This is a genomic window from Deltaproteobacteria bacterium IMCC39524 (genome assembly GCA_029667085.1).
GTDB lineage: Bacteria > Desulfobacterota > Desulfuromonadia > Desulfuromonadales > BM103 > M0040.
In genome coordinates this window covers 110,095-122,091 of sequence record JARUHJ010000007.1, presented here as the reverse complement: position 1 = coordinate 122,091, position 11,997 = coordinate 110,095, and the positions used below count along the sequence as shown (strand labels likewise).

Genomic DNA, 11,997 nt, shown 5'->3' with positions numbered 1-11,997 from the left:
ATTCCTCTATAAACATTCAGTCGTTCACGGAATCGTCATTTGTAACATCAGGGATTTCATCGGGCTCTAGAGCCATGGAGATCAACTCCCACAGCTCCGCGTGCCCCTTTCGGCTTAACACCGAAAAAGGAGTAAAGAGCTCAACCGGAAGTCCGGTGCTGCTTGAAATCTTTGCCAGACAACGCCCCAGTTCATTACGACTGACCTTGTCTATCTTTGTCACGACAGGAATGGTGGGGATCGCACTCTCCTCCAGCCAATCGAGAAATTGCAAATCTTCCTTGCTCGGTTCACGGCGAACGTCGAGAAGCCAGACGACAGCCTTAAGGGTGGCACGCCCCTTAAGGTAGCCATGCACCATCGGCTGCCACTTTTCGCGTACCGAGCGGGGAGCCCGGGCAAAACCATAGCCTGGCAGGTCGACAAAATACAGCTGGTCATTAATCGCAAAATAGTTAAGCAATTGCGTCCGCCCCGGAGTCGACGAGGTACGAACCAACCCTTTGCGATTCAGCAAACAGTTGATCAGGCTACTTTTACCAACGTTACTACGTCCGGCAAATGCGATTTCCGGCCATTCTGGGGGGGGACAACTCGCCAATGCGGGAGCACTGGTTATAAAATCAACACTATGCACAATCATTATTTACGTCTCATTTTCAACATTCTGACTTCTTAATTATCTGCTTTTACGCCGCACATCCTACCACATAGCCACAGAATCACCCAACTTTCTATAGCCCCCATAAGCCACTGAGATTTGGGCCTAGTATGCCAAGTTAACTGGGAAAAAGCGTTGATTTTTTTTATGAAAGCTGATATCCAATATGCTGTCAATGGGATTTGATGCTTCACTATTTTCTAAGAGGGGTGCTTGTCGTCAACTTCAGCAAGCCATATATTGCCGAGGATTCCCACAGCGGCAAAGCCCTCGAGGCGCCCGGACTACAACAAAGATCATTCGAGGAGACGCGCCTCGAATCAAAGTCATGTATAAATACCGCTTGGTTCAGTTTTAATTACAATCTTTTGTCTAAAAGGAGTGCCGTGAAATGGGAGTTCGCATATGCATGCGCTTGATAGCAATCCCCCTATTGACTATCTTGTGCCTGGCAACATTCGCCAGTGCCGACCAGGGCCGCCCCGGCCGTCTGGTTACCCTCGACAACAAGGAAATCGTTTTTGACAGCATCATGGATCGAGATATTGTCAAAGGATGGTGGAACGGCTCAGCGATTAGCGTGCCCGTAGACACCGTCACCGAAATCACCTTTTTTGAAGCACCTAAGGTTGATTACAGCATCATCGGTAACGACATCAAGACCGGCATCATGGGTCTAACGCGCCGCAACGATGGCAAAAAATTCGTTCTGCACGATGCCTTCATGCCTGCGGACTGTAATTGCAGTTACATCACTTACACCTACCGCAATCCTTTCACGGGAGAAAGCTTGCAAGCCAATGCAGCGATCGACGGGCTGCAGAAAATTATTTTTGAAGACGGCGTACGCTGATTTCAAAAAAGAGACAAACATAAAAAGCGGGGCTGAAAAGCCCCGCTTTTTTTATTGCACTGCATTGCGCAAACTCGTTCACTAAGGTATAAATTCAAAGGTAAGACACTACAAACCCTATCAGCGCTTAATCTTGAAGGAGGCTTCCACCAATGTTCAGCAAAGACTTGCTCGACGCAATGAACGAGCAGATGAAAAATGAGTTTTTTTCTGGTTATCTCTATCTGGCCATGGCCGGATACTTCGAAGCAGAAGACCTGCCTGGTATCGCATCATGGATGAGAGTCCAAGCTCTCGAGGAGCTCACCCACGGCGAAAAATTCTTCAATTTCATATGTGAAGCCGGCGGCCGCTCAGACATGCGCGGATTCGATGCTCCACAGAACGACTATAAATCACCCCTTGATTGCTTCGAATATTCTCTCAAACACGAAAACTTTGTGACCGACAGCATCAACAAACTGATGGATCTTGCCCGTGGCGACAATAATCACGCGGCCCAGATATTCCTGCAGTGGTTTGTCACAGAACAAGTCGAAGAAGAAGCCAGCTTCGGTTTGATCGTGAAAAAGTTGCAACGCATCGGCGACGACGGCAACGGCCTGCTGCGCCTTGACGAAGAACTTGGGCAACGAGTGTTCGTTCCACCTGCAGCGGAAGCGTAATCATCACAAGGCTTATAAGAAGCGACAAAAAAGAAAAGGCGGATACCTTAATCCGCCTTTTCTTTTTAAACTGACCTGAAAAAGTAATTTTTCATTTGGCAAGTTTGTAATTTCTGCTAATATTCCCCGTCTTTGAAACGTATACACCATTAACTCAGGAGGATTTACATGTTTGATAACATCGATTTGAAGGACGCTGTTCGCCGTGCCATGCAGACAGAAAAAAATGCCATGGATTTTTACAAGCGTGGTGCCGAGATGATGAAGAATGCCGAAGCCAAGAAAGTATTTGAACTCCTGGCACGCGAAGAAAGCGAGCATGCCGAATGGTTTTATAACGTCTATCCCGGCGATGATATCGCTGATTTCAAAGCATTTCTGGACTCAGGCGCCGATCAGGACTCCGAGTGGATGAACGAGCTGAACGAAGTCAAAGCCGCTGACTTCAACGAGCGCAAAGCAATGGAACTGGCTATGGCAAAAGAGAAAGCCCTGGCCGAGCATCTGCGTGCTCTGGCTGAGAAAATCGACAATCCTGAGATCCGCGCGGTTTTCGAGCAGAATGCGACCTCGACCGACCACCATTACCAGATCATTGAGTCTGAGTATGCGCGCCTCATGGGCATGGTCCACGAAACAGACATGGACACTTTTGTGCGCGAATAGCAACACCATCTTGACAACACAATAAAGGCCGGAGGCTTATGTAGCCTCCGGCCTTTTATTTTTCACTTCTCTTCTCTCACGGCTTCCCGCAATAACACAACAGCCGAGCCATCAGGCTATTTCCCGCTATGCTTTCTTTTCGTCAAGCCGTCACGCAAAAGATCTGCCACATTTTCCACTGGCACAGGCTTACTGAATAAATAGCCCTGCATCTCATCACAATGCTTTTCCTTGAGCATGTCAAACTGCCCTTCTGTTTCAACCCCTTCTGCAATAACCTTGAGATCAAGGCTGCTGCCCATAGAGATGATCGCGCTGGTTATGGCCGCATCGGTTGAATTCTTTTCGATATCCCGCACAAAGGTACGATCAATCTTCAGGGTATTCACCGAGAAGCGCTTGAGATGGGCAAGGGAGGAATAACCTGTGCCGAAATCATCGATTGAGATATGGATCCCCATATCACGGACCTGTACCAAAATACCCACAACAAAATCCGGGTTCTGCATAATTACCGTCTCGGTGACTTCGAACTCGAGACACTCCCCCGCAAGCCCTGTCTCTTCGAGAACCGTCGCTACCGCGGTGACAAAGTTCTTTGCCTGCAGTTGGTAACCACTCAAATTAACTGCGACGCGCACTTTTGGCAGTCCCTCTTCCTGCCACCGCCGGTTGTCTTGGCAGGCTCGCCTCATAACCCATTCGCCGATCGGAACAATCAGGCCGGTCTCCTCAGCAAGGGCAATAAACTCTGCTGGTGAAAGCAAACCAAGCTCGGGATGCTCCCAACGAATCAGGGCTTCCAGAGCCGTGATCTCACCGCTGAGCGAATCAATTTTCGGTTGGTAAAAAATACGGAATTCTTCCCGTTCAATCGCCCGGCGCATGCCATTCTCAAGCGTCATCCGCTTTTCGGCATCCTGATCCATCGCGGGATCATAAAGCTGGTAATTGTTGCGCCCCTGGGCTTTCGCCTGGTACATGGCCGCATCAGCTTTCTTCAAAAGCTCTTCAGGTTCATCATCATGATTTGGATAGATACTGATGCCGATACTGGTGGTAATAAAGATTTCATGTTCATCGGCCTGCACCGGCTTGGCAAGAGCCTTGAGAATCTTAGTCGCGACCTGTTCAGCGTCTAACACACTGTTAAGATGGACGAGTACGATAGAGAACTCATCACCACCGATGCGGGCCACGGTGTCAACCTCGCGGGTACAACGGCGTAAACGCCTGCCAACCTCTTGCAATAGGAGATCACCGACAGCATGGCCCAAAGTGTCATTTATAATTTTAAAACGGTCCAGGTCCAGATAAAGAATACCGCACTGATGTTTTTCACGTTTCGCACGAGCCTGCGCCTGACGCAACCTGTCCGCGAACAAGAGGCGATTGGGCAAATCCGTCAGCTGGTCATGATGAGCCAGGAAATGGAGTTGCTCCTGGGCTGTCTTTCGAGCGGTGATATCCCGGCAGATCACCCAGACGGCACCGGCCTCATCGTTCTGGAAGCTGCAGGTAATCGTCCCTTCAACATCGACGGTTCCTCCAGCCTCAGTCTTTAAACGGCCCTCCAGAGGCTCTACCTTTTCCCCCCTGGTTGCTTTCTCAACCTCCGCCATGCACTTGATCCGCATATCGGCATCAATGACATTCTCGAGTGACAACTCGGAAATATTTGCGCGATCATAGCCGAGCACACGCTCCCACGCACGATTGGCATAGAGAAATTGGCCATCAGGTTTCACACTGAATATCAGGTCATTTGCACCTTCGAGAAATTCCTTGAGCCGCGCTTCGGTTGCCTGTACCTGGGCATGACCACGGCGCAGAACATTCATGAGATAGTTACTGACCACGGTCGTAATGGTGTTCAGCAAACTCACCCAGAACCACATCAGCGCCAGGAAGAACGCATGGTGATGTAATCCAGTGTCAATAAAGGGCATATTAACGTATGGGATGATATCGAGATAAGCACCGGCCAAGATGAAGAAATAGCAACCGCCAGAAAACATCCCGAGCAGATAAACCTGGGCACGGCTTTCAATCAGGATGGCGGCTTCAAAGGTGACCAACAGGTAAACCGGCCAGAACCAACTGGCCACGCCACCACTCAAATGGACAAGCAAGGTGACGCAAAGATAATCGAGCATGACCTGGAAGTGGCCGCTATAGCGGAGTCCGGCCAGTTGTTTGTGATTGACGAAGAAGACGGCATTGTAAGTCAGGATGAGTAACACTCCAACCATCAGACCAACCAACTGCGGAGTGGTCAGAAACCAGCCAAAATCGCTGAAGACGTAACCGACCCCGGCGCAAGCACCATAAACAGCAACGAAGACCAGGAAAAGCCAACGGGCTTTGGCAACCAGAAGAAACCGCTCGTGACCTTCAAGCAGAGCAGTCTTCATGTTGCTGTTCTGTAAATATTTGCCGAGGCTGTCGACCCAGTTTGCCGATGACTGAGCGTTTTCTTGTTCAATACGACTCATTCTGACAAGACCCCCATTTCAAAACAGAGAAGAGAAAGATGTTTAAATATAAATAAAAATTTATTAAACATCTAGAAGAAACTATAGCTTTTGGGCAATTGAAGACACTCCTGAAGATTAATATCCTTCTTGCAGGAAGACACCTTTGATCCAATCTGAAAACGAGATTGGTCAAAAGGCGAACTTATATTTCACATCTTCAGTTATATCACTGTCATTAGAGTGTTCTTATGATACGATTCACACTAGAACCAATGCAGAAAACGCATCTATGAGGTACTTTTTTGCTTAATTCAATATCTTAGATATATGCTTAGTCAAATTGGCATAGATTGTGAAATTAGAATATACGAAAACCAATATAGGCCGGTCAGTCAAGCTTAAGTTATGCTGGTGACATAGTGACATAGCGAGACCCGGTAACAACAAAAAGCGGAGGCATATCAATCATGAAAAGCTTAATCAAGTCAGTAATCTTTCTTACCCTGGTGACCTTCATTGCAACATCAGCCCTGGCTGCCGAGGGTGGCAACCCACGGAAAGGCAAGCACCTCTTCAAAAAAACCTGCAAAACCTGTCATTCAAGTGGCGGTGAAGGCGGCGAAGTCACCCCAATGACCAAAACCCAGTCTCAGTGGGACCGCCTTTTCGACAAGAAAAAGCATGACGAAGAGGCCTGGAAAAATCTTTCGGAACAAGATTTGAAAGACATTCAGCAGTTCCTGTTTGATCACGCGGCAGACTCTCCTCAGCCACAGACTTGCGGCTAAATAGTTTTCGAAGGAGATCTAGCTCGGATCCAATGACCCTGCTGGAGGCTCGACCATGAAAGTTGTCCTGAAATCGCTTAAGGTCTCTTGTTTAACCCTGTTTTTTGCGAGCCTGATTACAATCACAATCGCGCAAGCTGCAATCGAAGGGGGCGATTCCAAGGCAGGCAAGGCCCTGGCAAAAGAGAAGTGCAAGTATTGTCATCTGGCCGGAAGCGATGGCGGCACCATGACGCCACTCTCGAAGACTCAGAAACAGTGGGAGCGTTTCTACAAGAAAGACAAGCATAACAAGCTTGCACCGGGAGCCTGGGACAAGATTTCTTCAAACGAACTTATTGATATCATACAGTTTATGTATGATCATGCCGCAGACTCTGCACAACCGGAAACCTGCGGCCAGTAGATTTTCACTATTTTATTAGGAGGTACCAAGATGCAGAAGTTTCTTTACCTGGTTATGGCGACGCTGCTGGCTCTGCCGATGACCACCTTCGCGGCGGGCCAAGAAGACGCCATGATCTCGGAGCTGCAGAAGCAGATCCAGGAGTTGAGCGAAGAACTTGAGGAGCTGAACGATCGTGTCGATGGCGCTGAGCGTCACGCGACCCTCGATCGCATTGAGTTCAGCGGGGACTTGCGCTCCAGAGCTCACAGCCTGCACTACAATGATGTGACTTTTAACCCAGGGATTCAGGTTGATTTCACGGATTTCTTCAACAAAGCGGCAGTTTGGCAGACAGACCCAGGTTCGGGTGCTGCGCTGAATACACTGTTTACCAACTTGGCTAAAACTGATCCTGAAATGTTCACAATGCTTCAGCAAATGATGGGCGCATACATGATGGATCCAGTCAACAATGCTCCTGGTGTTGGGAATTTCAGACTTGCAATAAATCCCGACACAAGCGACATCAACAACGACATCATGTACGACTCCCGTTTACGCCTCAACATGAAAGCTAAGGTGTGGGACAATGTTAAGTTTTCTGGTCGTCTGGCCATGTACAAGAACTGGGGTGATTCTACCAATTCTCAGGTTTTTGATTCCTGGCGAGCCTTCTCCATGGACGGCACCAACGGTGGGAACACTAACGGTGACGCCCTTCGCGTAGATCGCGCCTACATGGACTGGAGCAATATCGCTGATACGGGCATGTACCTCTCCATCGGTCGTCGTCCCTCCACTTACGGCCCTCCCACCGAGGTCCGCGAGAACGAACTGCGCGGCGGCACCCCGACCGGTAACGTCATGTTCCTCAACTTTGACGGCATCACGGTTGGCCGCAGCCTCGAAGACCTGACCGGCATCGAAGGCATGGTCGCCCGCTTCTGCTACGGCCAGGGTTTTGAGTCCGAGTGGGGCAACGGTGAGCTTTTCAACGACCTCAGAACCACTAAAGACACCCATTTTGCCGGCTTCAACTTCGACCTGTACAATGATGGCCAGAACTTCTTCCAGACCACTATCTTTACGGCCCAGGACATCAACGACGGCTTCAAGGGAACCATCGCTTTCCCGACTCAATATGCCGAGCTGTTCGCTCCAACGCTGTACAAGGACATGCAGAAGTTCCCCAACTTCAACTTTGAAACCCGCTATCAGCCCAGCACTACGATCGGTGATATCAACCTCGCTGGCATGGTCTTCTCCCGTGCTGAAGACAACGGCATTAAATGGTTCACCTCTGTCGGTTGGACCCAGATGCGCCCCAACGGCAATGCCGGCATGTTCGGCGGCATGGGCACCGATGCAGTTTTCGAAGCCGAGCTCTCTGCTGACGGCACCGAGATCTATATGGTTCCGAAAAACGCCAGCGAAGACAAGAACCGCGACGGTTACGGCTTCTACGCCGGTGTCCAGGTTCCAGCGCCCTACGGCAAGGCCGGCCTGGAGTACAACTACGGCTCCAAATACTGGACCCCTTTCACCCAGGGCCAAGATGACTCTCTTGGCAGCAAGCTGGCCACCCGCGGTCATGTCGGCGAAGCCTACTATATCTTCGACATTAACCCGAAGATGTTCATCAAGCTTGCTGGTCTCTACTACGACTTCGAGTACAGCAACAGCGGCTCACCGGTTGGCAAGCCGAAAAAGATTGACGACATCCAGGATGGCACTGCTTACTCCCTGTTGCCCGTCATCGACACAGCTTATGACCTGAATGCTTCTCTGACAGTGCAGTTCTAAGTCAGACCGTTCTTCTTGGGGGAGAGGTTCAACCTCTCCCCCACTTATTTGGCGATATTAATCTATATATCGATATATTATGTTGGTTTGCCAAAGACCATTATTCTGGTAAACATAAATAATCTTACAAAACTCTAACCAGCGACACACCTTTCTTTTTTAAGGAGAAACAACCATGAAAAAAGCGTTTATGTCAGGCGTACTCTGCAGCGTCCTACTACTCGCCCTGACTGCAGCCACAGCGCTGGCAGTCGAAAACGACCACTCCTACTACCTTCAGGGCCCTCTTGATACTGGGCCGGAAGTAACGGCCAAGTGTCTTAAGTGCCACGAGAAGCACGCCAATGACTTCATGAAGACCACTCACTGGACCTGGGCTCAGGAGCAAATGGTTGACGGTAAGAAAGTTGTTCGCGGCAAGAAAAATGCGATCAACAATTTTTGCACTTCAATCTCCGGCAATGAGCCACGCTGCACCAGCTGTCACGCCGGCTACGGCTGGACAGATTCCAGTTTCGACTTCACCGATTCCAGCAAGGTTGACTGCCTGGTCTGCCATGACACTACGGGAACCTACGTTAAAGAAGCCACGGGAGCAGGCAACCCTGCCAAGCGTGTCGACCTGGTTTACGTCGCCCAGAGCGTTGGCGCACCAAGCCGTTTCAACTGCGGCACCTGTCACTTCTATGGTGGTGGCGGAGATGCGGTCAAGCACGGCGATCTCGACTCTTCCATGGAGTATCCAAGCCGTTCTGTTGATGTTCACATGGATGCCGATGGCAATGACTTCACTTGCCAGGAGTGCCACGTCACAGAAGGTCATGCGATCCCCGGCAACTCACTCGGTGTTTCACCGGGCGGTACCAGCCATTTCTCCTGCGCCAAGTGCCATGAAGACGCTCCTCATGCCCAGAGCAGACTGAACAAGCACGCAGAGGACATCTCCTGCCAGACGTGCCATATTCCGTTCTACGCCAAAGAAGTCCCCACCAAGCTTTCATGGGACTGGTCAACGGCCGGACAGGACATTGAAGCTCCTGTAGATGAAAACGGCAAACACTCTTACAACAAAAAGAAAGGCCACTTCACCTGGGGTAAAATGGTGACACCCAACTACCTCTGGTACAACGGTAGCGCCAGCGCATACAACCGTGGCGATAAAATGGACCCGTCGAAAATGACCTACCTGACTTACCCTAATGGCGATATCAAGGATGAGAAGGCCAAGATCCACCCCTTCAAGCTCCATTCAGGCAAGCAGATCTATGATTCAAAGAACAAGTACTTCATCACCGCAAAAGTTTTCGGTGATGGCGGCTACTGGGTCGACTACGACTGGGATAAGGCAGCTCGCCTCGGCATGGAGTCCAGCGGTCTTGCCTACAGTGGTGAATATGGCTTTGCGCCCACCGAAATGTACTGGAGCATCAACCACATGGTTTCTCCCAAAGAAGATGCCCTGGGTTGCCTGGACTGCCACGGAGACAACGGCCGGATGACCTGGGAAGACCTCGGCTACAAAGGCGACCCGATGGACAACCCTAAATTCGCAAGATCCAAATAAGCGCCCTTAACTTGTTTGGCTTACGGGGACCGGCAACTGTCGGTCCCTTTTTTTATTCGGGCCTACATAAAAAAGCTATCTGATTATCTACTTCGCTCCACCAATAGCCATAGGGTCTTAAACTTTTTTTGAACAGGGATATACAGGATGTATAGGATAAAACCATAAGAACCAAACATTAGTGATTTCTCCACACTCCGAAGGTTTTGACTTTATCCTGCTTATCCTGCCTATCCCTGTTATTAATATTTCTTTTGACCTTAAAGCCTCTTGATTTGTAAGGATAGAATGGTTGTCTGCTAACCTTGATCAGTTAGTTGAGTGAAGTAGATAACCACAAAACTATTTAACGCAAAGGCGCAAAGGGGGCAGAGAAAGCCCGCAAAGAAAACCATCTCAAAAAGCGAGGACAAACTCCCTTTGCGTCTTTCCTTGCTTATCTTTGCGTCTTTGCGTTGAGCTTTTCCTATTCTCGCGTAAAGACGTATTCCCTTAGTATGGGCAATAGGTCCGATTAATTTGCGAGAATGCCGTATACGGCAAGAGTCTGTAAATCAGTTGATTTTTCCATGGATATGGCTATGATGATGGCACAAACAACTCTTTCAAGGAGTCACTCCCATGTTCGGACTTGGTACAACAGAACTGATTATCATCCTGGTACTTGTCATGATTATTTTCGGTGCCGGCAAATTACCACAGGTTGGTGGTGCGCTGGGTAAAGGCCTGCGCAACTTCAAGGACGGCGTCAAAGAAGGTAACGAAGAGAAGTCTGAAGAGGAACCTGAAAAAATCGATGATAAAGAGCAGGACAAATAGTCCGGAGCTAAATAGTTAACAACAAAAAAGCGACTCCCTATCAGGAGTCGCTTTTTTGTCGGATTTTAAACTTGTTTCGATTAGTAAGTCGCGCCCTGTTGGGGAGCAATCGTAACAACCACCCGTCGATTCAGCTGGCGTCCGGCCTCCGTTGCGTTATCAGCAATCGGCTGACCTTCACCAAAACCGATCACCTGCATGCGCGTAGCATCGACACCCCGGCCGGACAAAGCATTCTGAACGCTCATGGCACGACGCTCAGAGAGCGTCTGGTTGTAGCTTTCAGCACCAGAGCTATCCGTATGACCGGCGATCTGGATCGTCGTCTGAGGGTACTGCACCAGAACCTTGGCGATACGATCGATCTCCGTATAGGCTCCGGCCTTTAAGGTTGACGAGTTAACCTCGAAGAGGACATCACTCTTGAAGGTAACAGCGAGAAGATCGGCATTGCGCTGGATATTAGCCGCATCACTCGCAGCAAACTGCTGACGAAGCTCCGCTTCCTGGTTATCCATATAGCGGCCGATGGAACCACCGGCAACGCCGCCGAGGGCCGCTCCGATGCCTGCGCCGACCAGCGTTGACTTGGTGTCGCCACCAATAACCTGCCCCAGACCGGCGCCAACGGCCGCGCCGATACCGGTGCCATAAAGAGCCCCTTTTTGAGTGTTATTCTGAGGCGCAGCACAACCCCACAGAGTTACCGCAACCAGGACCAGAACTGAAATTCGTTTAATCATAAGCATGAAAGACCTCCCCTTCAAATTTTAAGGATTCAAGATATAGTATGGACAAACGTCTTGACGACAAACAACGCGCTACCATCTAAAGGCATGATATCTTACTGACGATAACTTTGCCACTTCTACGAATCATATCAGCAACTTTACGACAGATCGCACGAAAAACAGGGTAAACAGGCAGAAACAAGGCTTCTCGCCCTTGCCTTGTTATGGACCGCCGTGCTAATTTTCTTCTTTGCTTTTTTAGACGAGATCAAGCCTTGGAGGTTTACCTGGAAATGAAAATTACTCGTACCGAAGTCGAGCATGTCAGTCGCCTCGCTCGCCTGGCATTGAGCGCAGAGGAACTCGATTCTCTGACCGGAGAGATGGATGCAATTCTCGGTTATGTTGAGCAGCTTGCCGCTCTTGATACAGAAGGCATCGTCCCCACCGCCCACGCCGTGCCGATGGAAAACGCCTTTCGCCCTGACGAGATAAAAGACGGGTTCACCCCTGAACAAGCCTTGAGTAATGCTCCTGACGCTGCAGAGAGCGCCTTCAGGGTTCGCCGAGTCATCGAATAAA

At 49.7% G+C, this 11,997-nt stretch carries 12 protein-coding genes; 9 read left to right on the top strand and 3 right to left on the bottom strand.

Annotated elements, in window-relative coordinates; genetic code table 11:
• Positions 1 to 16: 16 nt before the first annotated feature.
• Entirely contained in the window at positions 17 to 643 is a 627-nt protein-coding gene (gene yihA, locus P9J64_15620) for a ribosome biogenesis GTP-binding protein YihA/YsxC (protein MDG5469750.1), read from the bottom strand.
• A 409-nt stretch (positions 644 to 1,052) separates the two neighbouring features.
• Here yihA and P9J64_15615 point away from each other — a divergent pair, with 409 nt between their 5' ends.
• The 3 genes from P9J64_15615 to P9J64_15605 all read left to right on the top strand — a co-directional run bounded on the left by P9J64_15615 (position 1,053) and on the right by P9J64_15605 (position 2,845).
• Positions 1,053 to 1,514: a hypothetical protein gene (locus tag P9J64_15615; GenBank protein ID MDG5469749.1), complete on the top strand. Its 462-nt coding sequence runs from the start codon at positions 1,053 to 1,055 to the stop codon at positions 1,512 to 1,514.
• Positions 1,515 to 1,666: 152 nt separating this feature from the next.
• Complete coding sequence (locus P9J64_15610; GenBank protein ID MDG5469748.1) at positions 1,667 to 2,179, top strand: ferritin; 513 nt, start codon at positions 1,667 to 1,669, stop codon at positions 2,177 to 2,179.
• 168 nt (positions 2,180 to 2,347) lie between these two features.
• A complete protein-coding gene (locus tag P9J64_15605; GenBank protein MDG5469747.1) occupies positions 2,348 to 2,845 on the top strand; it encodes a ferritin family protein in 498 nt (165 codons plus the stop codon).
• 116 nt (positions 2,846 to 2,961) lie between these two features.
• Here the strand turns inward: P9J64_15605 and P9J64_15600 are convergent, their stop codons facing one another.
• Positions 2,962 to 5,340, bottom strand: a complete 2,379-nt coding sequence (locus P9J64_15600) for an EAL domain-containing protein (GenBank protein MDG5469746.1) — start codon at positions 5,338 to 5,340, stop codon at positions 2,962 to 2,964.
• A gap of 449 nt (positions 5,341 to 5,789) precedes the next feature.
• Between P9J64_15600 and P9J64_15595 the strand changes: the two genes are divergently transcribed.
• From P9J64_15595 to tatA, 5 genes are all read left to right on the top strand, one after another.
• Entirely contained in the window at positions 5,790 to 6,110 is a 321-nt protein-coding gene (locus tag P9J64_15595; protein MDG5469745.1) for a cytochrome c, read from the top strand.
• Positions 6,111 to 6,165: 55 nt separating this feature from the next.
• The gene (locus tag P9J64_15590) at positions 6,166 to 6,516 is read left to right on the top strand and encodes a cytochrome c (protein MDG5469744.1); all 351 of its coding nucleotides are present in this window, start codon (positions 6,166 to 6,168) and stop codon (positions 6,514 to 6,516) included.
• 54 nt (positions 6,517 to 6,570) lie between these two features.
• Positions 6,571 to 8,301 (top strand): DUF3373 family protein, encoded by a 1,731-nt coding sequence (locus P9J64_15585; GenBank protein ID MDG5469743.1) that lies wholly within the window; start codon positions 6,571 to 6,573, stop codon positions 8,299 to 8,301.
• Between the two features lie 175 nt (positions 8,302 to 8,476).
• Positions 8,477 to 9,865, top strand: coding sequence for a tetrathionate reductase family octaheme c-type cytochrome (locus tag P9J64_15580; protein ID MDG5469742.1), 1,389 nt, complete (start codon positions 8,477 to 8,479; stop codon positions 9,863 to 9,865).
• A gap of 621 nt (positions 9,866 to 10,486) precedes the next feature.
• On the top strand, positions 10,487 to 10,684 hold the full coding sequence (gene tatA, locus P9J64_15575) for a twin-arginine translocase TatA/TatE family subunit (GenBank protein ID MDG5469741.1): 198 nt from the start codon (positions 10,487 to 10,489) through the stop codon (positions 10,682 to 10,684).
• A gap of 80 nt (positions 10,685 to 10,764) precedes the next feature.
• Here tatA and P9J64_15570 read toward each other — a convergent pair whose 3' ends face one another.
• Positions 10,765 to 11,427 (bottom strand): OmpA family protein, encoded by a 663-nt coding sequence (locus P9J64_15570; protein ID MDG5469740.1) that lies wholly within the window; start codon positions 11,425 to 11,427, stop codon positions 10,765 to 10,767.
• Positions 11,428 to 11,708: 281 nt separating this feature from the next.
• On the opposite strand from P9J64_15570, the gene gatC reads away from it, so the two are divergent.
• On the top strand, positions 11,709 to 11,996 hold the full coding sequence (gene gatC / locus P9J64_15565; protein MDG5469739.1) for an Asp-tRNA(Asn)/Glu-tRNA(Gln) amidotransferase subunit GatC: 288 nt from the start codon (positions 11,709 to 11,711) through the stop codon (positions 11,994 to 11,996).
• The last annotated feature ends 1 nt before the right edge of the window (position 11,997 follow it).